This is a genomic window from Spirillospora sp. NPDC052242 (assembly GCF_040679555.1).
Taxonomy (GTDB): domain Bacteria; phylum Actinomycetota; class Actinomycetes; order Streptosporangiales; family Streptosporangiaceae; genus Spirillospora.
The window spans coordinates 70,872-95,353 of the sequence record NZ_JBFAUZ010000008.1 but is presented as its reverse complement, the minus strand read 5'-3'; the positions used below and the strand labels follow the sequence as shown (position 1 = coordinate 95,353).

39 protein-coding genes are annotated in these 24,482 nt (G+C 68.5%); 37 read left to right on the top strand and 2 right to left on the bottom strand.

What is annotated here, in order from left to right; translation table 11 throughout:
• Positions 1–77: 77 nt before the first annotated feature.
• The 29 genes from rpsL (at position 78) to AB0L25_RS08790 (ending at position 17,533) form a co-directional block, all read left to right on the top strand.
• Positions 78–452 (top strand): 30S ribosomal protein S12, encoded by a 375-nt coding sequence (rpsL, locus tag AB0L25_RS08930; protein ID WP_026404044.1) that lies wholly within the window; start codon positions 78–80, stop codon positions 450–452.
• Positions 452–922, top strand: a complete 471-nt coding sequence (gene rpsG, locus AB0L25_RS08925; RefSeq protein WP_026404045.1) for a 30S ribosomal protein S7 — start codon at positions 452–454, stop codon at positions 920–922. The genes rpsL and rpsG overlap by 1 nt, the downstream gene beginning before the upstream one ends.
• A gap of 41 nt (positions 923–963) precedes the next feature.
• Positions 964–3,075 carry an elongation factor G gene (gene fusA / locus AB0L25_RS08920; protein ID WP_500170102.1) on the top strand — a complete coding sequence of 704 codons (2,112 nt, stop codon included), beginning with the start codon at positions 964–966 and terminating at the stop codon, positions 3,073–3,075.
• A gap of 80 nt (positions 3,076–3,155) precedes the next feature.
• Positions 3,156–4,349 (top strand): elongation factor Tu, encoded by a 1,194-nt coding sequence (gene tuf / locus AB0L25_RS08915; protein WP_500170100.1) that lies wholly within the window; start codon positions 3,156–3,158, stop codon positions 4,347–4,349.
• A 108-nt stretch (positions 4,350–4,457) separates the two neighbouring features.
• Entirely contained in the window at positions 4,458–4,766 is a 309-nt protein-coding gene (rpsJ, locus tag AB0L25_RS08910; protein WP_018657599.1) for a 30S ribosomal protein S10, read from the top strand.
• 14 nt (positions 4,767–4,780) lie between these two features.
• Positions 4,781–5,425, top strand: coding sequence for a 50S ribosomal protein L3 (gene rplC, locus AB0L25_RS08905; RefSeq protein ID WP_500170098.1), 645 nt, complete (start codon positions 4,781–4,783; stop codon positions 5,423–5,425).
• Positions 5,422–6,024 carry a 50S ribosomal protein L4 gene (rplD, locus tag AB0L25_RS08900; protein ID WP_500170096.1) on the top strand — a complete coding sequence of 201 codons (603 nt, stop codon included), beginning with the start codon at positions 5,422–5,424 and terminating at the stop codon, positions 6,022–6,024. The genes rplC and rplD overlap by 4 nt, the downstream gene beginning before the upstream one ends.
• A gap of 14 nt (positions 6,025–6,038) precedes the next feature.
• Positions 6,039–6,338 (top strand): 50S ribosomal protein L23, encoded by a 300-nt coding sequence (gene rplW, locus AB0L25_RS08895; RefSeq protein WP_500170094.1) that lies wholly within the window; start codon positions 6,039–6,041, stop codon positions 6,336–6,338.
• Positions 6,339–6,379: 41 nt separating this feature from the next.
• The gene (rplB, locus tag AB0L25_RS08890) at positions 6,380–7,213 is read left to right on the top strand and encodes a 50S ribosomal protein L2 (RefSeq protein ID WP_500170092.1); all 834 of its coding nucleotides are present in this window, start codon (positions 6,380–6,382) and stop codon (positions 7,211–7,213) included.
• A 12-nt stretch (positions 7,214–7,225) separates the two neighbouring features.
• Positions 7,226–7,507, top strand: a complete 282-nt coding sequence (gene rpsS / locus AB0L25_RS08885; RefSeq protein ID WP_030176138.1) for a 30S ribosomal protein S19 — start codon at positions 7,226–7,228, stop codon at positions 7,505–7,507.
• A gap of 36 nt (positions 7,508–7,543) precedes the next feature.
• The gene (gene rplV, locus AB0L25_RS08880) at positions 7,544–7,924 is read left to right on the top strand and encodes a 50S ribosomal protein L22 (protein ID WP_026404053.1); all 381 of its coding nucleotides are present in this window, start codon (positions 7,544–7,546) and stop codon (positions 7,922–7,924) included.
• Entirely contained in the window at positions 7,924–8,739 is an 816-nt protein-coding gene (rpsC, locus tag AB0L25_RS08875) for a 30S ribosomal protein S3 (RefSeq protein ID WP_500170091.1), read from the top strand. Before rplV ends, rpsC begins: the two co-directional genes overlap by 1 nt.
• 8 nt (positions 8,740–8,747) lie before the next feature.
• The gene (rplP, locus tag AB0L25_RS08870) at positions 8,748–9,167 is read left to right on the top strand and encodes a 50S ribosomal protein L16 (protein WP_026404055.1); all 420 of its coding nucleotides are present in this window, start codon (positions 8,748–8,750) and stop codon (positions 9,165–9,167) included.
• On the top strand, positions 9,167–9,406 hold the full coding sequence (gene rpmC / locus AB0L25_RS08865; protein WP_026404056.1) for a 50S ribosomal protein L29: 240 nt from the start codon (positions 9,167–9,169) through the stop codon (positions 9,404–9,406). Before rplP ends, rpmC begins: the two co-directional genes overlap by 1 nt.
• Positions 9,403–9,672: a 30S ribosomal protein S17 gene (gene rpsQ, locus AB0L25_RS08860; protein ID WP_500170088.1), complete on the top strand. Its 270-nt coding sequence runs from the start codon at positions 9,403–9,405 to the stop codon at positions 9,670–9,672. Before rpmC ends, rpsQ begins: the two co-directional genes overlap by 4 nt.
• A 64-nt stretch (positions 9,673–9,736) precedes the next feature.
• On the top strand, positions 9,737–10,105 hold the full coding sequence (rplN, locus tag AB0L25_RS08855) for a 50S ribosomal protein L14 (RefSeq protein WP_026404058.1): 369 nt from the start codon (positions 9,737–9,739) through the stop codon (positions 10,103–10,105).
• Positions 10,105–10,455 (top strand): 50S ribosomal protein L24, encoded by a 351-nt coding sequence (gene rplX / locus AB0L25_RS08850; protein WP_500170087.1) that lies wholly within the window; start codon positions 10,105–10,107, stop codon positions 10,453–10,455. The genes rplN and rplX overlap by 1 nt, the downstream gene beginning before the upstream one ends.
• The gene (rplE, locus tag AB0L25_RS08845; RefSeq protein WP_051301106.1) at positions 10,448–11,023 is read left to right on the top strand and encodes a 50S ribosomal protein L5; all 576 of its coding nucleotides are present in this window, start codon (positions 10,448–10,450) and stop codon (positions 11,021–11,023) included. Before rplX ends, rplE begins: the two co-directional genes overlap by 8 nt.
• 2 nt (positions 11,024–11,025) lie before the next feature.
• Complete coding sequence (locus AB0L25_RS08840; protein WP_500170085.1) at positions 11,026–11,211, top strand: type Z 30S ribosomal protein S14; 186 nt, start codon at positions 11,026–11,028, stop codon at positions 11,209–11,211.
• A gap of 139 nt (positions 11,212–11,350) precedes the next feature.
• On the top strand, positions 11,351–11,749 hold the full coding sequence (gene rpsH, locus AB0L25_RS08835; protein ID WP_026404060.1) for a 30S ribosomal protein S8: 399 nt from the start codon (positions 11,351–11,353) through the stop codon (positions 11,747–11,749).
• Positions 11,750–11,765: 16 nt separating this feature from the next.
• Positions 11,766–12,302, top strand: a complete 537-nt coding sequence (gene rplF, locus AB0L25_RS08830; protein WP_500170083.1) for a 50S ribosomal protein L6 — start codon at positions 11,766–11,768, stop codon at positions 12,300–12,302.
• Between the two features lie 2 nt (positions 12,303–12,304).
• Complete coding sequence (rplR, locus tag AB0L25_RS08825; RefSeq protein WP_500170082.1) at positions 12,305–12,691, top strand: 50S ribosomal protein L18; 387 nt, start codon at positions 12,305–12,307, stop codon at positions 12,689–12,691.
• 34 nt (positions 12,692–12,725) lie between these two features.
• A complete protein-coding gene (gene rpsE, locus AB0L25_RS08820; RefSeq protein WP_075894470.1) occupies positions 12,726–13,349 on the top strand; it encodes a 30S ribosomal protein S5 in 624 nt (207 codons plus the stop codon).
• Positions 13,346–13,528 (top strand): 50S ribosomal protein L30, encoded by a 183-nt coding sequence (gene rpmD, locus AB0L25_RS08815; RefSeq protein ID WP_026404064.1) that lies wholly within the window; start codon positions 13,346–13,348, stop codon positions 13,526–13,528. Before rpsE ends, rpmD begins: the two co-directional genes overlap by 4 nt.
• A 2-nt stretch (positions 13,529–13,530) precedes the next feature.
• Positions 13,531–14,013 (top strand): 50S ribosomal protein L15, encoded by a 483-nt coding sequence (gene rplO, locus AB0L25_RS08810; RefSeq protein ID WP_034519599.1) that lies wholly within the window; start codon positions 13,531–13,533, stop codon positions 14,011–14,013.
• Between the two features lie 214 nt (positions 14,014–14,227).
• Positions 14,228–15,523 (top strand): preprotein translocase subunit SecY, encoded by a 1,296-nt coding sequence (gene secY, locus AB0L25_RS08805; RefSeq protein WP_500170288.1) that lies wholly within the window; start codon positions 14,228–14,230, stop codon positions 15,521–15,523.
• Positions 15,523–16,173, top strand: coding sequence for an adenylate kinase (locus AB0L25_RS08800; protein WP_500170079.1), 651 nt, complete (start codon positions 15,523–15,525; stop codon positions 16,171–16,173). The genes secY and AB0L25_RS08800 overlap by 1 nt, the downstream gene beginning before the upstream one ends.
• 82 nt (positions 16,174–16,255) lie before the next feature.
• Complete coding sequence (gene map, locus AB0L25_RS08795; RefSeq protein WP_500170077.1) at positions 16,256–17,071, top strand: type I methionyl aminopeptidase; 816 nt, start codon at positions 16,256–16,258, stop codon at positions 17,069–17,071.
• Positions 17,072–17,101: 30 nt separating this feature from the next.
• Positions 17,102–17,533, top strand: coding sequence for a DUF1707 SHOCT-like domain-containing protein (locus AB0L25_RS08790; protein WP_500170076.1), 432 nt, complete (start codon positions 17,102–17,104; stop codon positions 17,531–17,533).
• A 24-nt stretch (positions 17,534–17,557) separates the two neighbouring features.
• Here AB0L25_RS08790 and AB0L25_RS08785 read toward each other — a convergent pair whose 3' ends face one another.
• A complete protein-coding gene (locus tag AB0L25_RS08785; protein WP_500170074.1) occupies positions 17,558–18,373 on the bottom strand; it encodes a phosphodiesterase in 816 nt (271 codons plus the stop codon).
• A 268-nt stretch (positions 18,374–18,641) separates the two neighbouring features.
• On the bottom strand, positions 18,642–19,199 hold the full coding sequence (locus AB0L25_RS08780) for a hypothetical protein (RefSeq protein WP_500170073.1): 558 nt from the start codon (positions 19,197–19,199) through the stop codon (positions 18,642–18,644).
• Between the two features lie 270 nt (positions 19,200–19,469).
• Here AB0L25_RS08780 and infA point away from each other — a divergent pair, with 270 nt between their 5' ends.
• The 8 genes from infA to truA all read left to right on the top strand — a co-directional run bounded on the left by infA (position 19,470) and on the right by truA (position 24,463).
• Positions 19,470–19,691 carry a translation initiation factor IF-1 gene (gene infA, locus AB0L25_RS08775; RefSeq protein WP_034519601.1) on the top strand — a complete coding sequence of 74 codons (222 nt, stop codon included), beginning with the start codon at positions 19,470–19,472 and terminating at the stop codon, positions 19,689–19,691.
• A 106-nt stretch (positions 19,692–19,797) separates the two neighbouring features.
• The gene (gene rpmJ, locus AB0L25_RS08770) at positions 19,798–19,911 is read left to right on the top strand and encodes a 50S ribosomal protein L36 (RefSeq protein ID WP_026404072.1); all 114 of its coding nucleotides are present in this window, start codon (positions 19,798–19,800) and stop codon (positions 19,909–19,911) included.
• Between the two features lie 200 nt (positions 19,912–20,111).
• The gene (gene rpsM, locus AB0L25_RS08765) at positions 20,112–20,492 is read left to right on the top strand and encodes a 30S ribosomal protein S13 (RefSeq protein ID WP_500170070.1); all 381 of its coding nucleotides are present in this window, start codon (positions 20,112–20,114) and stop codon (positions 20,490–20,492) included.
• A 55-nt stretch (positions 20,493–20,547) separates the two neighbouring features.
• On the top strand, positions 20,548–20,949 hold the full coding sequence (rpsK, locus tag AB0L25_RS08760) for a 30S ribosomal protein S11 (protein ID WP_021596710.1): 402 nt from the start codon (positions 20,548–20,550) through the stop codon (positions 20,947–20,949).
• A 19-nt stretch (positions 20,950–20,968) separates the two neighbouring features.
• Positions 20,969–21,595, top strand: a complete 627-nt coding sequence (rpsD, locus tag AB0L25_RS08755; protein ID WP_500170068.1) for a 30S ribosomal protein S4 — start codon at positions 20,969–20,971, stop codon at positions 21,593–21,595.
• 120 nt (positions 21,596–21,715) lie between these two features.
• Positions 21,716–22,729: a DNA-directed RNA polymerase subunit alpha gene (locus AB0L25_RS08750; protein WP_026404075.1), complete on the top strand. Its 1,014-nt coding sequence runs from the start codon at positions 21,716–21,718 to the stop codon at positions 22,727–22,729.
• Positions 22,730–22,824: 95 nt separating this feature from the next.
• Entirely contained in the window at positions 22,825–23,337 is a 513-nt protein-coding gene (gene rplQ / locus AB0L25_RS08745; protein ID WP_500170066.1) for a 50S ribosomal protein L17, read from the top strand.
• 232 nt (positions 23,338–23,569) lie between these two features.
• A complete protein-coding gene (truA, locus tag AB0L25_RS08740; RefSeq protein ID WP_500170287.1) occupies positions 23,570–24,463 on the top strand; it encodes a tRNA pseudouridine(38-40) synthase TruA in 894 nt (297 codons plus the stop codon).
• Positions 24,464–24,482 lie beyond the last annotated feature (19 nt).

The window sequence follows — 24,482 nt, the reverse complement described above, 5'->3', positions numbered from 1 at the left end:
CGGCAGGTCACAGCCTCTCCTGAGGTGGTGATTGCAGACAAGACTTACCGGCTCGGTACGAGGAAGACGGAGACGCGGTGCCCACGATCCAGCAGCTGGTCCGCAAGGGCCGCCAGGACAAGGTGACCAAGAACAAGACGCCCGCGCTGAAGGAGAGCCCCCAGCGCCGGGGGGTCTGCACGCGCGTCTACACGACGACGCCCAAGAAGCCGAACTCCGCGCTTCGCAAGGTCGCCCGTGTCCGGCTGACCAGCGGGATTGAGGTCACGGCCTACATCCCCGGTGTCGGTCACAACCTGCAGGAGCACTCGATGGTGCTCGTGCGCGGCGGCCGTGTGAAGGACCTCCCCGGTGTTCGGTACAAGATCATCCGCGGGTCCCTCGACACGCAGGGCGTCCGCAACCGTAAGCAGGCGCGCAGCAAGTACGGCGCGAAGAAGGAGAAGAGCTGATGCCGCGCAAGGGCCCCGCTGGCAAGCGCCAGCTGATCGCTGACCCGGTGTACAACTCGCCGCTGGTCACCGCGCTCATCAACAAGATTCTCCTGGACGGCAAGCGCTCCATCGCGCAGCGGATCGTCTACGACGCCCTCGAGGGCGCCCGCGAGAAGACCGGCAACGACCCGGTCGTCACGCTGAAGCGCGCGCTCGACAACGTGAAGCCGACCCTGGAGGTCCGCAGCCGCCGTGTCGGTGGCGCGACCTACCAGGTCCCGGTCGAGGTTCGTCCGGCCCGCAGCACCACGCTCGCGCTGCGCTGGCTGGTGGTGTACGCCCGGCAGCGTCGTGAGAAGACGATGACCGAGCGCCTGATGAACGAACTTCTGGACGCCAGCAACGGCCTCGGCGCCTCGGTCAAGAAGCGCGAGGACACGCACAAGATGGCGGAGTCCAACAAGGCCTTCGCCCACTACCGCTGGTAACCCCGGCGGAACTGCAACGACGAGACGCAGCGAGGACGACAGTGGCTACCAAAACCGGTGTGGATCTGGCCAAGGTCCGCAACATCGGGATCATGGCCCATATCGACGCGGGCAAGACCACGACGACCGAGCGCATCCTGTTCTACACGGGGATGAGCTACAAGATCGGCGAGGTCCACGACGGCGCCGCCACCATGGACTGGATGGAACAGGAGCAGGAGCGGGGGATCACCATCACCTCCGCCGCCACCACGTGCACCTGGCCCGTTGAGGACGTCAAGCACACGATCAACATCATCGACACCCCCGGCCACGTCGACTTCACCGTCGAGGTGGAGCGCAACCTGCGGGTGCTCGACGGTGCGGTCGCGGTGTTCGACGGTGTCGCCGGTGTGGAGCCGCAGTCCGAGACCGTGTGGCGGCAGGCCGACCGTTACGGCGTGCCCCGCATGTGCTTCGTCAACAAGCTCGACCGGGTCGGCGCGGAGTTCCACCGCTGCGTCGACATGATCGAGAACCGGCTCAACGCGACGCCGCTGCCGCTGCAGCTGCCGATCGGCGCCGAGGCCGACTTCAAGGGCGTCATCGACCTGGTGACCATGAAGGCCCTCGTGTGGAACGAGGAGGCCAAGCTCGGCGAGATGTACGACACCGTCGACATCCCCGACACCCACGCCGACGCGGCGCGCGAGTGGCGCGACAAGCTCGTCGAGACCCTCGCCGAGAACGACGACGAGATCATGGAGCTGTACCTGGAGGGCACCGAGCCCACCGTCGAGCAGCTCCACGCGGGCATCCGCCGCGCCACCATCGCGGCGAACCTGACGCCGGTCCTGTGCGGCACCGCGTTCAAGAACAAGGGCGTGCAGCCCCTGCTGGACGCGATCGTCCGCTACCTGCCGTCGCCGCTGGACGTCGAGGCCATCGAGGGCCACGCCGTCCGCGACGAGGAGAAGGTGCTCAAGCGGATCCCGAGCGAGGACGAGCCGTTCTCCGCGCTCGCGTTCAAGATCGCCAGCGACCCGCACCTGGGCAAGCTGACGTTCGTGCGGATCTACTCCGGCGTGCTGGAGTCCGGCACCGCCGTGATGAACTCCGTCAAGGAGCGCAAGGAGCGCATCGGCAAGATCTACCGGATGCACGCCAACAAGCGCACCGAGATCGAGCGCGCGGGCGCCGGCGACATCGTCGCGGTGATGGGCCTCAAGCAGACCACCACCGGTGAGACGCTGTGCGACGAGAAGGACCCCATCGTCCTCGAGTCGATGAACTTCCCGGCGCCGGTCATCCACGTCGCGATCGAGCCGAAGACCAAGGCCGACCAGCAGAAGCTGAGCACCGCGATCCAGCGGCTGGCCGAGGAGGACCCGTCCTTCCAGGTCCGCACCGAGGAGGACACGGGCCAGACCGTGATCTCCGGCATGGGCGAGCTCCACCTGGAGATCCTCGTCGACCGGATGAAGCGCGAGTTCAAGGTCGAGGCCAACGTCGGCAAGCCGCAGGTCGCGTACCGCGAGACGATCACCAAGAAGGTCGAGAAGGTCGAGTACACCCACAAGAAGCAGACGGGTGGCTCCGGCCAGTTCGGCCGCGTGATCATCGACCTCGAGCCGCTGGGCGGCGGGTCCGACGGCTACGAGTTCGAGAACAAGGTCACCGGTGGCCGCATCCCCCGGGAGTACATCCCGTCGGTGGACGCGGGCTGCCAGGAGGCCGCCGATTTCGGTGTCCTGGCCGGCTACCCCATGGTGGGGGTCAAGGTCACCCTGCAGGACGGCGCCTACCACGAGGTCGACTCGTCGGAGATGGCGTTCAAGGTCGCCGGTTCCATGGCGTTCAAGGAGGCCGCCCGCAAGGCGTCCCCCACGCTGCTGGAGCCCATGATGGCCGTCGAGGTCACCACGCCCGAGGAGAACATGGGCGACGTGATCGGCGACCTCAACAGCCGTCGCGGCCAGGTCCAGTCCATGGACGAGCGGAGCGGGATGCGCGTCGTCAAGGCGCTCGTGCCCCTGTCCGAGATGTTCGGCTACGTGGGTGATCTGCGAAGCAAGACCCAGGGCCGGGCTGTTTTCACCATGCAGTTCGACTCCTACGCCGAGGTTCCGGGGAACGTCGCGCAGGAGATCATCGCCAAGGCGCGGGGCGAGTAGCACCCGGCCTGCCACAGATCACCAGGACCCACATCGAAGCGGTCGTCTAGGCGGCCGAGGATCGCAACAAGGAGCAACCAGTGGCGAAGGCCAAGTTCGAGCGGACCAAGCCGCACGTGAACATCGGCACCATTGGGCACATCGACCACGGTAAGACCACGCTTACCGCGGCGATCACCAAGGTGCTCCACGAGCAGTACCCCGACCTCAACCCCTACACGCCGTTCGAGGACATCGACAAGGCGCCGGAGGAGCGCGAGCGGGGCATCACCATCTCGATCGCGCACGTCGAGTACCAGACCGAGTCCCGGCACTACGCCCACGTGGACTGCCCCGGTCACGCCGACTACGTGAAGAACATGATCACCGGTGCGGCGCAGATGGACGGCGCCATCCTGGTGGTCGCCGCGACCGACGGCCCGATGCCGCAGACCAAGGAGCACGTGCTGCTCGCCCGCCAGGTGGGCGTGCCGTACATCGTCGTCGCCCTGAACAAGTGCGACATGGTCGACGACGAGGAGATCCTGGAGCTCGTCGAGCTCGAGGTCCGCGAGCTGCTCTCGGAGTACGAGTTCCCGGGCGACGACCTGCCGGTCGTCCGCGTGTCCGCCTTCCAGGCCCTGCAGGGCGAGGAGAAGTGGACGCAGTCGATCGTCGAGCTGATGAGCGCGGTGGACGAGAACGTCCCCGAGCCCACCCGTGACGTCGACAAGCCGTTCCTGATGCCGATCGAGGACGTCTTCTCGATCACCGGTCGCGGCACCGTCGTCACCGGCCGCATCGAGCGCGGCGTGATCAACGTCAACGAGGAAGTCGAGATCATCGGCATCAAGGAGGCCTCGTCCAAGACGACGGTCACCGGTGTCGAGATGTTCCGCAAGCTCCTCGACCAGGGCCAGGCGGGCGACAACGTCGGCCTCCTGCTCCGCGGCACCAAGCGCGAGGACGTCGAGCGCGGCCAGTGCGTCATCAAGCCGGGCACGACCACCCCGCACACCGAGTTCGAGGCGCAGGTCTACATCCTGTCCAAGGACGAGGGCGGCCGCCACACGCCGTTCTTCAACAACTACCGTCCGCAGTTCTACTTCCGGACCACGGACGTGACCGGCGTGGTGAACCTCCCCGAGGGCACCGAGATGGTCATGCCGAGCGACAACACCGAGATGCGCGTCGAGCTGATCCAGCCCGTCGCCATGGAGGAGGGCCTGAAGTTCGCCATCCGCGAGGGTGGCCGGACCGTCGGCTCCGGTCGCGTCACGAAGGTCATCAAGTAACACCCCTCGTCGATGCGGCGGCCCGGCCGCGCACGCCTGCCGGCCGGGCCGCCGCGTCACGACTCCTGAAGTAACAGCGGCACTACAGCAAAGGACACCGAGGCCACCATGGCGGGACAGAAGATCCGCATCCGGCTCAAGGCCTACGACCACGAGGTCATCGACACCTCCGCGAAGAAGATCGTTGAGACGGTGACGCGGACTGGCGCCAAGGTCGCGGGCCCGGTGCCGCTGCCGACCGAGAAGAACGTGTACTGCGTCATCCGCTCGCCGCACAAGTACAAGGACAGCCGCGAGCACTTCGAGATGCGCACGCACAAGCGGCTGATCGACATCATCGACCCGACGCCCAAGACGGTCGATTCGCTGATGCGCCTCGACCTTCCGGCCGGCGTTGACATCGAGATCAAGCTCTGAGGGACGCACCGAGAATGAGTACGCAGAGGAAGGGCGTCCTGGGCGAGAAGCTCGGCATGACCCAGGTCTTCGACGATGAGGGCCGGATCGTTCCGGTGACCGTCGTCCAGGCCGGGCCCTGTGTCGTCACCCAGCTCAAGACCCAGGAGAAGGACGGCTACACGGCGGTCCAGATCGGGTACGGGCAGATCGACCCGCGCAAGGTCAACAAGCCGCGGGCGGGGCACTTCGAGAAGGCCGGCGTCACGCCGCGCCGCTACCTCGTCGAGCTCCGGGGCGACACCGAGCTGGAACTCGGCCAGGAGATCACCGCCAGCGTCTTCGAGGCCGGCCAGAAGATCGACGTAACCGGCACGAGCAAGGGCAAGGGCACCGCCGGTGTCATGAAGCGCCACGGCTTCAAGGGCCTCGGCGCCTCGCACGGCACCCAGCGCAAGCACCGCTCGCCGGGTTCGATCGGCGGCTGCGCGACCCCCGGTCGCGTCTTCAAGGGCCTCCGCATGGCGGGACGGCACGGCAACGCCCGGACGACCGTGCAGAACCTGACCGTGCACGCCATCGACGAGGAGAAGGGCCTGCTGCTCATCAAGGGCGCGGTCCCCGGTCCCAACGGCGGCGTGGTCCTGGTCCGCGACGCAGTGAAGGGGACGGGCAAGTGACCTCCAAGCTCGACATCGACCTGCCCGCCGAGATCTTCGACGCCAAGACCAGCGTCCCGCTGATCCACCAGGTCGTGGTGGCGCAGGAGGCGGCCGCTCGGCAGGGCACCCACGCGACGAAGACCCGCGGCGACGTCCGCGGCGGTGGCAAGAAGCCGTACCGGCAGAAGGGCACCGGCCGCGCCCGTCAGGGCTCGACCCGCGCGCCCCAGTTCGCCGGCGGCGGCACCGTCCACGGCCCGCAGCCGCGCGACTACTCGCAGCGGACGCCCAAGAAGATGAAGGCCGCCGCGCTCCGCGGCGCGCTGTCCGACCGCGCCCGCGCCGGCATGGTGCACGTGGTCGACCACCTCATCGAGGGCGACGCGCCGAAGACGAAGGCGGCGCTGACGGCGCTGCGCTCGGTCACCGAGGCCAAGCGCGTCCTGGTGGTCGTGGACCGCGAGGACGACCTGACCTGGAAGAGCCTGCGCAACGAGCCGAGCGTGCACCTGCTCGTCTCCGACCAGCTCAACACCTACGACGTGCTGGTGAACGACGACGTCGTCTTCACGCAGAAGGCGTACGACGAGTTCATCTCGCGCGCGGCGAAGAAGTAAGGAGGGGGCAGGACATGGCGAAGATCGCCGACCCCCGCGACATCATCATCGCGCCGGTCGTCTCGGAGAAGAGCTACGGGCTGCTGGACGAGAACAAGTACACGTTCATCGTCCGCCCGGACGCCAACAAGACGCAGATCAGGCAGGCCGTCGAGGAGGTGTTCAACGTCAAGGTGACGAACGTGAACACCCTCAACCGTTCGGGCAAGCGCAAGCGCACCCGGTACGGCTACGGCAAGCGCAAGGACACCAAGCGCGCCATCGTCAGCCTGGCCGAGGGCGAGCGGATCGACATCTTCGGCGGCACGGCCTAAGAGGCTAGGGCCCCGAAGCAGACAAGGGATGAACGAAAAAGATGGGCATCCGTAACTACAAGCCGACCACTCCGGGTCGTCGCGGCTCCAGCGTGGCCGACTTCGTCGAGATCACGCGCCGCGAGCCTGAGAAGTCGCTGCTGAAGCCGCTCCCGAAGAAGGGCGGCCGCAACAACCACGGCCGGATCACCACCCGGCACCAGGGCGGCGGGCACAAGCGCGCGTACCGCGTGATCGACTTCCGCCGGCACGACAAGGACGGCGTCCCGGCGAAGGTCGCGCACATCGAGTACGACCCGAACCGCACCGCGCGCATCGCGCTGTTGCACTACGCGGACGGCGAGAAGCGCTACATCCTCGCGCCCCGCGACCTGAAGCAGGGCGACCGGGTGGAGAACGGGCCGGGCTCCGACATCAAGCCGGGCAACTGCCTCCCGCTGCGCAACATCCCGACGGGTACCGTCATCCACGCCATCGAGCTCCGCCCCGGCGGCGGCGCCAAGCTCGCCCGCAGCGCGGGCGCGGGCGTCCAGCTGCTGGCCAAGGAGGGCAAGTACGCCACGCTGCGCATGCCCTCGGGCGAGATGCGGATGGTGGACGTGCGCTGCCGCGCGACGGTCGGCCAGGTCGGCAACGCCGAGCAGTCGAACATCAACTGGGGCAAGGCCGGCCGTATGCGGTGGAAGGGCAAGCGCCCGACCGTCCGCGGTGTGGCCATGAACCCGATCGACCACCCGCACGGTGGTGGTGAGGGCAAGACCTCCGGTGGCCGGCACCCGGTGAACCCGAAGGGCAAGAAGGAAGGCCGCACTCGCCAGGCGAACAAGTCGAGCGACCGGCTGATCGTCCGTCGTCGCAGCAAGAAGAAGCGGTAGGAGTCGCTCGTCATGCCACGTAGCCTCAAGAAGGGCCCCTTCGTGGACGACCACCTGATCAAGAAGGTGGACGCCCAGAACGAGAAGGGCACCAAGAACGTCATCAAGACGTGGTCGCGGCGCTCCATGATCGTTCCCGACATGATCGGGCACACGATCGCCGTGCACGACGGGCGCAAGCACGTCCCGGTGTTCATCACCGACGCCATGGTCGGGCACAAGCTCGGCGAGTTCGCGCCGACGCGGACGTTCCGCAGCCACGTCAAGGAAGACCGCCGTAGCCGTCGAGGCTGAGCGGCAGAGCAGAGATCGTAGGAGAGAGGGACAGCGATGGAAGCCAGGGCCCAGGCGCGGTACATCCGTGTCACGCCCAGGAAGGCCCGCCGCGTGGTGGACCTCATCCGCGGCCTGCCCGCCGCGGAGGCTCAGGCGGTGCTGCGGTTCGCCCCCCAGGCTGCGAGTGAGCCGGTGGGCAAGGTGCTGGCGAGTGCCATCGCCAACGCCGAGCACAACTTCAAGCTCGACTCGGACACGCTGGTCGTCAGCCGAGCGTGGGTGGACGAGGGGCCGACGCTGAAGCGTTTCCGTCCCCGCGCCCAGGGCCGGGCTTACCGCATCAACAAGCGCACGAGTCACATCACCGTGGTCGTGGAGTCGCGCGACGAGGCTTCGGCCGGCGGCGGCGGTAAGAAGACGAGGAGGGCCCGGTAGTGGGTCAGAAGATCAACCCGCACGGGTTCCGTCTCGGCGTCACCACCGACCACAAGAGCGTGTGGTTCGCCGACAAGCTCTACAAGGACTACGTCAAGGAAGACGTCCAGATCCGGCGCATGCTGCAGAAGGGCATGGACCGGGCGGGCATCTCCAAGGTGGAGATCGAGCGGACCCGTGACCGTGTCGAGGTCAACATCCACACGGCCCGGCCGGGCATCGTCATCGGCCGCCGCGGTGCGGAGGCCGAGCGCCTCCGGGGCGACCTGGAGAAGCTGACCGGCAAGCAGGTGCGGCTGAACATCCTCGAGGTGAAGAACCCCGAGATCGACGCGCAGCTCGTCGCGCAGGGCGTGGCCGAGCAGCTGTCCAGCCGTGTCGCGTTCCGCCGCGCCATGCGCAAGGCGATCCAGTCCGCGATGAAGTCGGGCGCCAAGGGCATCAAGGTGCAGTGCGGCGGCCGTCTCGGCGGCGCCGAGATGTCGCGGTCGGAGTTCTACCGCGAGGGCCAGGTGCCGCTGCACACGCTGCGCGCCGACATCGACTACGGGTTCTACGAGGCCCGGACGACGTTCGGCCGCATCGGCGTGAAGGTGTGGATCTACAAGGGCGAGGCCGCGCAGACCCGCGCCGAGCGCGAGCAGCAGGCCGCCCAGCAGCGCGCCGCCGGCGGTGGCCGGGAGCGGCGCGAGCGTCGTGGCGGCGGCCGTGGCGGCCGTGGCGGCCGCGGCGGCGAGCGCGGCGGCGCGCAGAAGCAGAGTTCCGAGCAGCCCGCCCAGGCGACCGAGGCTGCTCCGCAGGGTGAGGGGAGCTGAAGTAACCCATGCTGATCCCTCGCAAGGTCAAGCACCGCAAGCAGCACCACCCGAAGCGCCGGGGCATGGCCAAGGGCGGCACGCGGGTGACGTTCGGCGAGTACGGCATCCAGGCGGTCGAGGGCGCGTACGTCACGAACCGCCAGATCGAGGCCGCGCGTATCGCCATGACGCGTCACATCAAGCGTGGCGGCAAGGTCTGGATCAACATCTTCCCGGACCGCCCGCTGACCAAGAAGCCCGCCGAGACCCGCATGGGTTCCGGTAAGGGCTCGGTCGAGTGGTGGGTGGCCAACGTCAAGCCGGGGCGCGTGATGTTCGAGCTGTCCTACCCCAACGAGGAGGTCGCTCGGGCCGCGCTGATGCGCGCGATCCACAAGCTCCCGATGAAGTGCAAGATCGTGAAGCGAGAGGTGGGTGAGTCCTGATGGCCAAGGGTCTTACCGCCGAAGATCTGCGGACCGAGCCGGACGACGTCCTGGTCACCAAGCTCAAGGAGGCGAAGGAGGAGCTGTTCAACCTTCGCTTCCAGGCCGCCACCGGCCAGCTCGAGAGCCACGGGCGGCTGCGCACCGTGAAGCGCGAGATCGCTCGCATCTACACCGTGATGCGTGAGCGGGAGCTCGGCATCGTCACGGTCGAGGACGCCGTGGAGGGCAACGAATGACCGAGCAGACCAAGCAGCGGAACTCACGCAAGGTGCTCGAGGGCCTCGTGGTCAGCGACAAGATGGACCGTACGGTCGTCGTCTCCGTCGAGGACCGCGTGAAGCACCCGAAGTACCACAAGGTGATCCGGCGGACGAAGAACTACAAGGCGCACGACGAGTCCAACGAGTGCGGCGTCGGCGACCGCGTCCGTCTCATGGAGACCCGCCCCCTGTCGGCCACCAAGCGCTGGCGCGTGGTGGAGATCCTCGAGAAGGCCAAGTAATTACCCGGTTCCACCAGGCTGCTCCGCGAAGCGAGCAGAACCGGTGTGACGAACAGGAGTCAACGTGATCCAGCAGGAGTCGCGACTCAAGGTCGCCGACAACACGGGTGCGAAGGAGATCCTTTGCATCCGGGTTCTCGGCGGCTCGGGTCGGCGCTACGCGGGAGTCGGCGACATCATCGTCGCGACGGTGAAGGACGCCCTTCCCGGCGCCGGCGTGAAGAAGGGGGATGTCGTCAAGGCGGTCATCGTGCGCACCCGCAAGGAGCGCCGGCGCCCGGACGGCTCCTACATCCGTTTCGACGAGAACGCGGCCGTCCTCATCAAGGACGGCGGCGACCCCCGGGGCACCCGTATCTTCGGCCCGGTGGGCCGCGAACTGCGCGAGAAGAAGTTCATGCGCATCATCTCGCTCGCGCCGGAGGTGCTGTGATGAAGATCCGCAAGGGCGACGAGGTCGTCGTCATCGCCGGCAAGGACAAGGGTGCCACGGGCAAGGTGCTGCGCACCTACCCCACCCGGGACCGGGTCGTCGTCGAGGGCGTCAACATCATCACCAAGAACATCAAGGCCGACGCGCAGCGGGCCGGCAAGGAGAGCGGCCGGGTCCAGGTCGAGGCTCCGATCCACGTCAGCAACGTCGCGCTCGCCGAGAAGGGCGAGCCCGTCCGGATCGGCTACACGTTCGACGAGGACGGCAACAAGGTCCGGGTCACCCGCCCGCACAAGAGCCGCGCCAAGTCGGTCGGCAAGGGCGGTAAGGAGTCTGCTTCCGATGACTGAGACCGTGACCGAGCGTCCCGTTCCGCAGCCGCGGCTCAAGCTGCGCTACCGCGAGGAGATCGCGGGGCAGCTGCGCGAGCAGTTCGGCTACGAGAACGTCATGCAGATCCCGGGCCTGACCAAGATCGTGGTCAACATGGGCGTGGGGGACGCGGCGAAGGACGCCAAGCTGATCGAGGGCGCGATCCGCGACCTGTCGGCGATCACCGGCCAGAAGCCCGCCGTGAACCGGGCCCGCAAGTCCATCGCGCAGTTCAAGCTGCGCGAGGGCATGCCGATCGGCGCGCACGCCACGCTGCGCGGCGACCGCATGTGGGAGTTCCTGGACCGGCTGCTGGCCACGGCGCTGCCCCGTATCCGCGACTTCCGCGGTCTGTCGCCGAAGCAGTTCGACGGCAACGGCAACTACACCTTCGGACTGACCGAGCAGGTCATGTTCCACGAGGTCGACCCCGACAAGATCGACCGCTCGCGGGGCATGGACATCACGGTCGTGACGACCGCGAAGACCGACGACGAGGGCCGGGCGCTGCTCAAGCTCCTGGGCTTCCCCTTCAAGGAGAGCTGAGCATGGCGAAGAAGTCGCTGATCGCCAAGGCGGCGCGCAAGCCGAAGTTCGAGGTGCGCGCGTACACTCGATGCTCGCGCTGCGGGCGTCCGCGGTCGGTCTACCGGAAGTTCGGCCTGTGCCGGATCTGCTTCCGGGAGATGGCCCACCGCGGCGAGCTGCCCGGCATCACCAAGTCCAGCTGGTGACCGCGTCCCCCTCGGGGCGAGGGGGAGCGGTACCGGCGTGTAATAACCACCGGGCACCCAACGGGGTGCCCTCGACCGCGCCAAAGGTCCACGGCCCGCGCCGGGCCGAGGAAACCGTGGCGAGGAGGGCCAGCAGGCCATGACGATGACCGACCCGATCGCAGACATGTTGACGCGTCTGCGGAACGCGAATTCGGCGTACCACGACCAGGTGGCGATGCCGTACTCGAAGATCAAGGCGCACATCGCCGAGATTCTCCAGCAGGAGGGCTACATCTCGGGCTGGAGCGTGGAGGACGCCGAGGTCGGCAAGAAGCTCCTGATCGAGCTCAAGTTCGGCCCGACCCGTGAGCGTTCGATCGCCGGCATCAAGCGCGTCTCGAAGCCGGGTCTGCGCGTGTACGCGAAGAAGGACAACCTGCCGAAGGTCCTGGGCGGACTCGGCGTCGCGATCATCTCGACGTCGTCCGGTCTCATGACGGACCGGCAGGCCGGCAAGCGCGGCGTGGGCGGGGAAGTCCTCGCCTACGTGTGGTGAGGGGAGGAATCTAACAATGTCACGAATCGGACGTTCTCCCATCACCGTGCCCAGCGGTGTCGACGTGAACATCGACGGCCGGGCGGTCACCGTCAAGGGACCGAAGGGCACGCTCTCGCACACCGTCGCGGAGCCCATCGAGGTCAGCCTCGAGGACGGCGTCATCTCGGTCTCCCGGCCGAACGACATGCAGAAGGTCCGGGGCCTGCACGGGCTCACCCGGTCGCTGATCAACAACATGGTGGTCGGCGTCACGGACGGCTACAAGAAGACCCTCGTCATCCAGGGCGTCGGTTACCGTGTGGTGGCCAAGGGCAAGAACCTGGAGTTCTCGCTCGGCTACAGCCACCCGATCACGGTCGAGCCCCCGGAGGGCATCACCTTCAAGGTGGAGAAGCCGACCCAGCTCACCGTCGAGGGCATCGACAAGCAGCTCGTCGGCGAGATCGCCGCCCGTATCCGCAAGCTGCGCAAGCCCGACCCGTACAAGGGCAAGGGCGTGCGGTACGAGGGCGAGCAGATCCGCCGCAAGGTCGGAAAGGCTGGTAAGTAGTCATGGCAGGCACCAAGACCCTGGCCGGGAAGGCCACGTCGGCGCGGGCGAAGTCCCGCAGGCGCCGGCACCTCCGGGTCCGCAAGAAGGTCGTGGGCACCGCCGCGCGGCCGCGCCTGGTCGTGACCCGCTCCAACCAGCACGTGTTCGTCCAGGTCATCGACGACGACAAGGGCCACACGCTGGCCAGCGCGTCGACGATGGAGGCGGACCTGCGCGCCGACGCGGGCGACAAGACGGCCAAGTCCCGCAAGGTCGGCGAGCTCGTCGCCGCCCGTGCGAAGGAGGCCGGCGTCTCCGCCGTCGTGTTCGACCGGGGCGGCAACAAGTACCACGGCCGCATCGCCGCTGTCGCGGACGGTGCGCGCGAGGGGGGCCTGCAGCTGTGACGGCCCTGACGACGAACGAGAAGAGGAACCACTGATGGCAGCGCAGAGGCGTGGTGGCGGTCAGGGTGGCGACCGTCGCGACGGCCGCCGCGACGACCGCCGCGGTGGCGCCGACAAGGGCCAGTCGTACATCGAGAAGGTCGTGGCGATCAACCGGGTCGCCAAGGTCGTCAAGGGCGGGCGTCGCTTCAGCTTCACCGCCCTCGTGATCGTCGGTGACGGCAACGGCACCGTCGGCGTCGGCTACGGCAAGGCCAAGGAGGTGCCGGCCGCGATCGCCAAGGGCGTCGAGGAGGCCAAGAAGCACTTCTTCAAGGTGCCGCGGATCCAGGGCACCATCCCGCACCTGGTGCAGGCGCGCGACGCGGCGGGCGAGGTCCTGCTGCGTCCGGCGAGCCCCGGTACCGGTGTCATCGCGGGCGGCCCGGTCCGCGCCGTCCTGGAGGCCGCCGGCATCCACGACGTGCTGAGCAAGTCGCTGGGCAGCGACAACGCGATCAACATCGTGCACGCGACGATCGCGGGCCTGAAGGCGCTGAAGCGTCCCGAGGAGATCGCGGCCAAGCGCGGCCTGCCGATCGAGGACGTCGCTCCGGCGGCCATGCTGCGGGCCCGTGCCGCGGGCAGCGAGCCGCGGGCGGAGGTCGCCTCGTCATGAGCCAGCTGAAGATCACGCAGAAGAAGTCCGTGATCAGCGAGAAGCAGAACCAGCGTGACACGCTGCGCACCCTCGGCCTGAAGAAGATCGGGCAGAGCGTGGTCCGTGAGGACCGCCCCGAGGTGCGCGGCATGATCCGGACGGTGGCCCACCTGGTCACCGTCGAGGAGGTCGACTGACCATGGCGGCTGATCTCGAGAAGAACGCCTCGGGTTCGGAGGGCGCGCCCCTGAAGCTGCACGACCTGCGTCCGGCCCCCGGCGCCAACCGCGCGAAGACCCGCAAGGGCCGCGGCGAGGCGTCCAAGGGCAAGACCGCGGGCCGCGGCACCAAGGGCACGAAGGCGCGCAGCACCGTCCCCGTCGGGTTCGAGGGCGGCCAGATGCCGCTGATCCGCCGGGTGCCGAAGCTCAAGGGCTTCAAGAACCCGAACCGGGTCGAGTTCCAGGTCGTGAACCTGGACAAGCTCGCCGCGCTCTACCCCGAGGGCGGCGAGGTCACGGCGGAGGACCTGGCGGCGAAGGGCGCGGTGCGCTCCGGCCGTCCGGTCAAGGTCCTCGGCACCGGCGACATCTCCGTCGCGGTCCAGGTGAAGGTGCACGCCTTCTCCGGTTCCGCGAAGGAGAAGATCGCCGCGGCCGGTGGAACCGCGGACGAGCTGTAAGAAGGAACACCTTCGATGCGGGGGCCGTCATCGCCTTTCGCCGCGGGCCTGGAGGTCCGGGCGCCGGGCGGGGCGGCCCCGTTCGCATCTGCTGTTAGAGTCACACCGGCGAGGCGGCTAACGTGAGCTTGCACACGGCGGTCCCCGCCGGATCGCATGGACCTGTAACCGGCCCCTCGGCGGCCATGATTTCGTCAGTCGCGCAGGAGGAATGGTGCTGACCGCGTTCGCTCGGGCTTTCCGTACGCCTGACCTGCGTAAAAAGCTGCTCTTCACGTTGTTCATCATCCTGATCTTCAGGCTGGGGTCCAACATCCCGACCCCGAACGTGAACGTGCAGGTGCTGCGAGAGACCGCCGATGCGGCCCGGGACAGCAGCCAGTTGTACGGCCTCGTCGACCTCTTCAGCGGCGGGGCGCTGCTGCAGCTCTCGATCTTCGCGCTGGGCATCATGCCCTACATCACCGCGAGCATCATCCTGCAGCTGCTGACGGTGGTGATCCCGAAACTGGAGGCCCTGAAGAAGGAGGGCCAGTCCGGCACGACGAAGATCACCCAGTACACCCGGTACCTGACGGTCGCGCTGGCGATCCTGCAGGGCACCGGCATCGTGGCGATGGCCAGCACCGGACAGCTCTTCCAGGGCATCTCCGGCAGCGGCGACATCCTCTACGACACCGGCATCTTCCCGGTCATCACGATGGTCATCGTGATGGTCGCGGGCACCACGGTGATCATGTGGCTCGGTGAGCTGATCACCGACCGCGGCGTCGGCAACGGCATGTCGATCCTGATCTTCACGCAGGTCGTCGCGGTCTTCCCCGCCCAGTTCTGGGGCATCTACAAGGCGCAGGGCGGGTTCGTCTTCGCGCTCGTCATCGCGGTCGGCCTGGCCATCATGGCCGGGGTCGTGTTCGTCGAGCAGGCCCAGCGCCGCATCCCCGTCCAGTACGCCAAGCGGATGGTGGGGCGCCGCATGTACGGCGGCACCTCGACCTACATCCCGCTGAAGGTGAACCAGGCCGGCATCATCCCGATCATCTTCGCCTCGTCGCTGCTGTACCTGCCGGTGCTGGCGACGCAGCTGTGGCCGGACACGAAGTGGCTGCAGGAGGCCCAGCCCTACCTCCAGCAGGACAACCCCTGGCACATGGCGGTGTTCTTCGCCTTCATCATCTTCTTCACGTACTTCTACGTCGCCATCACCTTCAACCCCACTGAAGTCGCCGACAACATGAAGAAGTATGGTGGTTTCATCCCAGGTATCCGTCCTGGCCGGCCCACCGCCGAGTACCTCGACTACGTGCTGACCCGGATCACCACACCCGGAGCGCTCTACCTGGGGGTCGTGTCCCTGATCCCGATGGTGGCGTTCGCACTCCTGAACGCCACACAGCAGTTCGCCTTCGGGGGCGCGAGCATCCTGATCATCGTCGGCGTCGGACTGGATACCGTGAAGCAGATCGAGAGCAAACTCCAGCAGCATCACTACGAGGGCTTCCTCCGGTAGTGCGTATCGTCCTGGTGGGCCCCCCGGGAGCGGGCAAGGGGACGCAGGCCCAGTTCATCGCATCGCATCTGTCCATCCCGAAGATCTCGACAGGTGACATCTTCCGCGCCAACGTGAGCGGCGGCACCGACCTCGGCCGCAAGGCCAAGGAGTACATGGACCGCGGCGACCTCGTCCCCGACGAGATCACCATCGCGATGGTGCGCGACCGGCTGGCCGAGGACGACGCCCGGGAGGGCTTCCTCCTGGACGGCTTCCCCCGCAACGTGCCGCAGGCCGAGACCCTCAACAAGATCCTCGACGAGTTCGGCGTCCGGCTCGACATCGTGCTGGAGCTCGTCGTCGACGAGGAGGAGGTCGTCCGGCGGCTGTCGGGCCGGCGCACCTGCACCAAGTGCCAGAAGATCTGGCACGTCGACTTCGACGACAAGAAGGACGACATCTGCGACGACTGCGGCGGCCACCTGTTCCAGCGGGACGACGACAAAGAGGACGTCGTCCGGCACCGGCTCGAGGTCTACCAGGAACAGACCGCGCCCATCGTGCAGTTCTATGGAGACGAGGGCATTCTGGTGCGCATCGACGCCACCGGCCCGGTCGATGAGGTAACCGCTCGCGCGCTGGACGCGCTCCGCCCGTCGGAGAAGTGACGGCGGAGACGCCGGGCCGCGCGCGGCCGCACGATCGCCGGGATCGCACTCGCGGTCCCGGCGACGCCGTTATGGGAGAGGGATGTTCAGACGCAGGCCCGCGATCCAGGTCAAGACCGCCGAGCAGATCGAGCTGATGCGGGCCGCCGGCCTGCTGGTCGGCCGTACGCTCGAACTGCTCCGGGAGGCGGTCAAGCCGGGGATCACCACCCTCGACCTCGACGCGCTCGCCGAGGAGCACATCCGCGACAACGGCGGCGTCCCGTCGTTCAAGGGCTACCACGGCTTCACCGGGACGATCTGCGCGTCCGTCAACGAGGAGATCGTGCACGGCATCCCGCGCGCCGGGAAGGTGCTGCACGAGGGCGACGTCATCTCGATCGACTGCGGCGCGATCGTCGAGGGCTGGCACGGCGACGCCGCGATCACCGTCCCCGTCGGGGAGATCACCGACGACCTGAGGCGGCTGCTGGACGTCACCGAGACGTCCCTGTGGCACGGTCTGGCGGCCGGAGTCGCCGGGGCCAGGCTCACGGACATGTCGCACGCCGTCGAGTCGTACGTCCGCTCTCAGGGCCCGTACGGCATCGTCGAGGGGTACGGGGGGCACGGCATCGGCACCGAGATGCACATGGACCCGCTCATCCCGAACCACGGCGCCCCCGGGCACGGCCCGGTGCTGCGGCCCGGGATGTGCTTCGCCGTCGAACCCATGGTGAACCTCGGCACGAAGCAGACCGTGGAACTCGACGACGGCTGGACCGTTATCACCACCGACGGGCGCGCCTCGGCGCACTTCGAGCACACGTTCGCCGTCACGCCCGACGGACCGCGCGTGCTCACCGCTCTTGACGAGGGCCGGGAGTGGTTCGCCAAGCTGGGAGCAGACACGCCCTGACACGTGCGGGCGCTTCGGGAGGGAGCTGAGGTGGCGCCGAATCCGGACATGCGGGCGTCGGACGCCGACCGCGACCGGGTGGCCGAGAGCCTGCGCGAGCACTGCGCCGTCGGCCGCATCACCGTGGACGAACTGCACGAGCGGCTCGAGGACGTCTACAGCGCCAAGACGCTCGGCCGGCTCGACGAGATCACCGCGGACCTCCCCGAGGAGGACCTGTACGAGCTTCCGGTGCCCGCGGCGCAGCCCAAGAGCACCGAGCTGCCCGTCCGCCGCACGACCGGGGCGGGCGTCGAGCGCGCCGCGTGGGCCGGGCTGGCGGCCGTCGGCGGGCTCAACCTCGCGATCTGGCTGATCATCGGGGTGACGGCGGGGTTCGTGTACCCGTGGTGGATCTGGGTCGTGGGCCCGTGGGCCGCGGTCCTGCTGCTGCGGACGATCATGGGGTCGCGGCGCGACTGATCGCCCGGCGGATCGTCCGGCCGATCACTCGACGTCCATCAGCGGGCGGTAGTTGCCCGTGGGGACGAAGTGCGTCGTGGCCGAGCCGCGCTCGTCCACGAGGTGGATGGCGAACCCCGCGGGCTCCCCGGTGACCGCCGCCCGTCCCGGGTGCGTCAGGTCGAGGAACAGCTGCCGGTAGGTGCTCGGGCACGTCGTGCTCACCTTCCCGCCGACCGACCCGACCGACCCGCGGTGCACGTGCCCGGAGATCACGCGGACGATCTGCGGGTGCCGCTCGACGATCGCCGCGAACCCCGCGGGCTCCACGAACCGCATGTCGTCGATGAACCGGATGCCGATGGGGAACGGCGGATGGTGCGTCGCGACGACCGTCGGCGTGTCGGGCGCCGCGGCGAGCGTCTCGTCCAGCCAGCGGAGCCGGTCCTCGTCGAGGTGGCCGTGCGGGTGCCCGTCCACCGTGGTGTCGCAGCAGACGAGGCGCGTCCCCGCGACGTCCACCGCGTACTGCAGGGGGGCCTGTGGAACGGTCCCGGTCGCCGCGACGGCCGGGTGGTCCTTGAAGACGGCGCGCAGCGCGTCGCGGTCGTCGTGGTTGCCCGCCATCGGGTAGACGGCCATCGGCAGCGGCGACAGCAGCGCGTGCAGGCGGGCGTACTCCGCGGGCAGCCCGCCGTCGGCCAGGTCGCCCGTGAGCACGACCGCGTCCGGCCGCGCCGGCAGGGTGAGCAGGCTCGACACCGCGGCCCGCAGCGCGCGCACCGGCCCCGAGCCGTCGTCCACCTCGCCGTCCCGCCCGGCCGCCAGGTGGATGTCGCTCAACTGCGCGATGATCGCCATTGATCCTCCCCCTTGCAAGAAAACCACGGACCCGCGACCCGGGCGTCCGGAGGGCCGCGGTCCGGCCGCACCGCCGGGGGCCCGTTGCGGGACGATCTTGTCGTCAGCGGGCCGGGCTGTCGACTCGGCGAAATGAGAAGAAGATCACGACCCGGTCTCGGCGCCGTATCGGTGCAGTCCCCGGACCCTGAACGCTCCCTGGACGCCCTCACGCCGGACACGCGCCGATCGCGGGCCGGGCGTGTCCGCCGGGGCCGGGAGCGGACGGTCAGGCGACGTGGGGGATCACCAGGCTCAGGGCCGAGGTGACCTCTTCGGGGGTGGGGGCCACGTCCGGGACGACGTCGCGGAGGGCGAGCCACCCGTTGATCGCCTGCACGGTGGGCTTGGCCTCGACGAGCTGCGGGTCGTCCAGGCCGTACCAGGCGGCGACCTTCGACCAGCGCCACAGCCGGTGACCCGCCGTGGACATCTCCGACGCCGGGAAGCCGGTGGCGCCGCGCGCGCCGGTGATGGCGTGCCGGACGGAGTCGGCGGAGCGGCCGACGCGTTCGGCGATGTCGCGGATCGTCAGCAGCGGGTCGGCCTCGACCTGGAGGACGTGCAGGCCGGGGGCGCTCGTCTCGACGTGCTCGACGAGCTCCATGATGGCCGCGGCGAGGGTGGGGCCCTCCCACGTGCAGGACGCGTTGCCGGCGCGGTCGGCGTGCTGCGGCTCGGTGATGATGGACACCGTGACCGCGCCGTGCGTGCGGGCGAACAGGGGGTCCAGCTCCTCCTCGTAGAGGGGACGGCTGAGGATCAGCGCGAAGTCATAGCTCGGCATGCTGACCCTCCTCGTGCGTCTCTACTACTGAAAGGTACCAACGCCCTGGCAGGGTATGCTTATGTTGGGAGCAGTCTCCGCAGCCGTATCATGCGCTGATTTCGCATTCGGCGGGTCGGTGACGTACACTCCTGTGTCGGTCCGTCGTCGGCCGCCCGATTCCCCTGTTCTCGGCGTTGATTCGCCGTGGCGCCCGCCATGCGGGCCAGGATCGCATCGATGGCGCGTCGGACCGACGTCCAATGAGCCGATCAGTGAAGCGCGGAGGACATGCCCAAGAAAGAAGGGGCCATCGAGATCGAGGGCACCGTCATCGAGTCGCTGCCCAACGCCATGTTCAAGGTGGAGCTCGACAACGGGCACAAGGTGCTCGCCCACATCAGCGGCAAGATGCGGATGCACTACATCCGGATCCTGCCGGACGACCGCGTCGTTGTGGAGCTGAGCCCCTACGACCTCACGCGCGGTCGGATCGTCTACCGATACAAGTGAACGCGCGCCGCGGGATCCGTTCCGGACGTCCCGCGGTGCCAACTCACTGAGGTTGCCTCTCTCGCGCGTGGCGGTGCGGGGGTGACCCTAAGCCTTAGGAGACCCAGTGAAGGTCAAGCCGAGCGTCAAGAAGATCTGCAAGAACTGCCGCGTCATCCGCCGGCACGGCCGGGTCATGGTGATCTGCTCCGACCCGCGCCACAAGCAGCGCCAGGGCTGACGGCCGCCAGGCCGGACGACCCGCTCGACAAGCGCATCGCAGTCTTCGCACGTTCAGCCGCCGTACGTCCCGCAGGGGCGTACGGCAGCGGCGTGTGAAGGGACCACCCTCGGATCGACGGAGGCCGAGGCCGCCACCCGGGCAGGGTGTGTGCGGACGCGATGCGCCCATACCTCCGCGCAATGAAAGGAACTGCCCACATGGCACGCCTTCTCGGCGTCGACCTCCCGCGCGACAAGCGCGTCGAGGTCGCTCTCACCTACATCTTCGGGATCGGACGGACGCGCGCGCTCGAGACGCTCGCGAACACCGGCGTCAGCGGAGAGCTGCGGGTGCACCAGCTCGGCGACGACGAGCTGATCAAGCTGCGCGACTGGATCGAGGGCAACTACCGGACCGAGGGCGACCTCCGCCGGGAGATCCAGGCCGACATCCGGCGCAAGATCGAGATCGGGTGCTACCAGGGCATCCGGCACCGCCGCGGGCTGCCGGTCCACGGCCAGCGCACGCAGACCAACGCGCGCACCCGCAAGGGCAAGAAGAAGACCGTGGCCGGCAAGAAGAAGGCCGGCAAGAAGTAGTCCGTCGCGGGCTCCGCCCGCCACGGTCCGACGACCTCGAGAGTAGAGAGAGCAGATGCCTCCTAAGAGCCGTGTCGGCGCCAAGAAGGTGCGCCGCAAGGAAAAGAAGAACGTCGCTCACGGGCACGCCCACATCAAGAGCACGTTCAACAACACGATCGTCTCGATCACCGACCCGAACGGGAACGTGATCTCCTGGGCCTCCTCGGGCCACGTGGGCTTCAAGGGCTCCCGCAAGTCGACGCCGTTCGCCGCCCAGCAGGCCGCCGAGGCCGCCGCCCGGCGCGCGATGGAGCACGGCATGCGCAAGGTCGACGTCTTCGTGAAGGGCCCGGGCTCGGGCCGCGAGACCGCCATCCGCTCGCTGCAGGCGACCGGGCTCGAGGTGGGCTCGATCCAGGACGTCACGCCCGTCCCGCACAACGGCTGCCGCCCGCCGAAGCGTCGCCGGGTCTGAGGTCAGGAGATCTAGAACAATGGCTCGTTACACCGGTGCGGACTGCAAGCTCTGCCGCCGCGAGAAGATGAAGCTGTTCCTCAAGGGCAGCAAGTGCGAGGGCCCGAAGTGCCCGATCGAGATCCGTCCTTACCCGCCGGGTGAGCACGGCCGCGGTCGGCCGAAGGAGACCGAGTACCTGCTGCAGCTCCGCGAGAAGCAGAAGGCCAAGCGCATCTACGGCGTGCTGGAGCGGCAGTTCAGCAACTACTACGTCGAGGCGAACCGCCAGGACGGCAAGACGGGTGACAACCTGCTCGGCCTCCTCGAGCGCCGCCTGGACAACGTGGTCTACCGCGGTGGCTTCGCGAAGTCCCGCGACATGGCCCGCCAGCTGATCCGGCACGGACACATCCGGGTCAACGGCCGGAAGGTCAACATCCCGTCGGCGCTCGTCAGCGAGGCCGACATCATCGACGTCAAGCCCAAGTCGCTGGAGATGACGCCGTTCCAGGTCGCCAAGGCCGAGGCGGGCGAGCGTCAGGTCCCGGCGTGGCTGGGCGTGGACGCCGACAAGATGCGGATCTTCGTGCACTCGCTGCCGGTCCGGCAGCAGATCGACGCTCCCGTCCAGGAGCAGCTGATCGTCGAGCTCTACTCCAAGTAAGAGCTCGGGTCCGCCGGGATCCCCGCGCAGGTGGGGATCCCGGCGGAACGGGGAACAATCCCCTGAGGTACTCCGATCGCGGTCGTCAAATAGCGGGCACCGCGGGAAGAAGGCACAACCATGCTCATCGCTCAGCGTCCCACTCTCACCGAAGAGCAGGTCGACGAGTACCGGTCGCGGTTCACCATCGAGCCGCTGGAGCCGGGCTTCGGCTACACCATCGGCAACTCGCTCCGCCGCACGCTGCTCTCCTCGATCCCCGGCGCCGCCGTCACCAGCATCCGGATCGAGGGCGTCCTGCACGAGTTCTCGACCGTGCCGGGCGTCAAGGAGGATGTCACCGACATCATCCTGAACCTCAAGGAGCTCGTCGTCTCCTCCGAGCACGACGAGCCCGTCGTGATGTACCTGCGCAAGCAGGGCCCGGGCGAGGTGACCGCCGCCGACATCGCGCCGCCGGCCGGTGTCGAGGTCCACAACCCGGACCTGCGCATCGCCACGCTGAACGGCAAGGCGAAGCTGGAGATGGAGCTCACGGTCGAGCGCGGCCGCGGCTACGTCTCCGCCGCGCAGAACAAGCAGCCGGGCCAGGAGATCGGCCGCATCCCGATCGACTCGATCTACTCGCCCGTCCTCAAGGTCGTCTACAAGGTCGAGGCGACCCGAGTCGAGCAGCGCACCGACTTCGACCGTCTGATCCTGGACGTCGAGACCAAGCAGGCGATGCTGCCGCGCGACGCCGTCGCGTCCGCCGGCAAGACCCTCGTCGAGCTGTTCGGGCTGGCCCGGGAGCTCAACGTCGAGGCCGAGGGCATCGACATGGGCCCGTCCCCGACGGACGCCGCGCTCGCCGCGGACCTGGCCCTGCCGATCGAGGAGCTGAACCTCACGGTCCGCTCCTACAACTGCCTCAAGCGCGAGGGCATCCACTCGGTGGGCGAGCTCGTCGCCCGCTCCGAGCAGGACCTGCTGGATATAAGGAACTTCGGCGCCAAGTCGATCGAAGAGGTCAAGCAGAAGCTCAACGACATGGGCCTCTCGCTGAAGGACTCCCCGCCCGGGTTCGACCCGAGCGCGGCGGCCGACAACTACGGCGACGACGACCAGAGCTACGCCGAGACCGAGCAGTACTAGAAACCAGATCCCGGCGGCCGGGGGCTCGTTCCCCGGCCGTCCCGGGACTCGACTGACGCCGGTACCTGATACGGCCGGCGCAGGAAGGAAGCACCATGCCCAAGCCCACCAAGGGCGCCCGCCTCGGCGGTTCCGCCGCGCACCAGCGCCTCATCCTGGCGAACCTGGCCACGGCGCTGTTCGAGCACGGCAGCATCACCACCACCGAGGCCAAGGCCCGGCGGGTGCGTCCGCTGGCGGAGAAGCTGATCACCAAGGCCAAGAAGGGCGACCTGCACAACCGTCGCCAGGTGGCCAAGACGATCCGCGACAAGGGCGTCGTGCACGAGCTCTTCACGGAGATCGCGCCGAGCTTCGAGAACCGTCCGGGCGGCTACACGCGCATCACGAAGATCGGGCCGCGCAAGGGCGACAATGCGCCCATGGCGATCATCTCGCTGGTGCAGGAGCCGATGGCCGCCTCGACGGCCGCCGCCGCTCCGAAGGAGGAGCCGGCCGAGGACGTCACCAAGGTCGACGCCGACGAGGCCGCGGCCGAGGAGACGAAGGCCGAGGAAACCAAGGCCGAGGAGACCAAGGCCGAAGAGAACGAGGGCGACACCAAGTAACGTGTCGCTTGCCAAGGGTGCTCCCCACGTACGTGGGGTGATCCATTCCCTTGGCTAATTCGTTCATGGTTTAGGCAACAAGGTGAGGCCCGCCGGTCCGCTACGGGACGGCGGGCCTCGTCTTTGCCAGACTTACGTTCATGGTCATGTTAGGAGTCCGCCGATGCAGCGAGGGCGGCGCCCGTCCCAGCGGACGGGCGGAGGATGCGAGGAACAGGACACCCCCACCGACATGACCGCACTGGTACGACTCCGGCTCGACATCTCCTACGACGGGTCGGACTTCGCGGGCTGGGCGCGGCAGCCGAACCAGCGGACCGTCCAGGGCGTGATCGAGGACGCCCTCGCGCGGATGCTGCGGCTCGACCCGCCCCCCATGCTCACCGTGGCGGGCCGCACCGACGCGGGCGTCCACGCGCGCGGCCAGGTGGCGCACCTGGTGGTGCCCGTCGCGGCGTACTCGGCCATCAACGGCACGATGCCGCGCAGGCTCGCCGGGCTGCTGCCGCCGGACGTCCGGGTCTGGCGGGTGTCGGTGGCCCCGGAGGGCTTCGACGCCCGCTTCTCCGCGCTGTCGCGCCGCTACGTGTACCGGGTGTGCGACAACCCGAACGGTGTCGAGCCGCTGCGGCGCCACGACGTCCTGTGGCATCCGCGGCCGCTCAGCCTCGACCGGATCAACGAGGCCGCGCGGCTGCTGGTCGGCGAGCACGATTTCGCCGCGTTCTGCCGCAAGCGGGAGGGTGCGACGACGATCCGGGAGCTGCTGCGCTTCTCGTGGGCCCGCGACGACCGCGACCCGTACCTCGCGCTCGCCACCGTCGAGGCGGACGCGTTCTGCCACTCGATGGTGCGGGCGCTCGTCGGCGCGATGCTGGTGGTGGGGGACGGCCGCCGCGACGTCGAGTGGCCCGCGCAGGTGCTGTCGGCGCGCGTCCGGGACTCGGCGGTCAACGTGGCGCCCGCGCACGGGCTGTCGCTGGAGGAGATCCGCTACCCCGAGGACGAGGACCTGGCGCGCCGCGCGCAGGAGACCCGCCGCGTCCGCACCCTGAACGCCGCCGCGGCCGTGGCCGCCGCGGAGGCCGCGGAGAGCGTCGAGGCGCCGCCCGGCGATCCGTCCTGAGGACGGCGCGGCCGGGCGG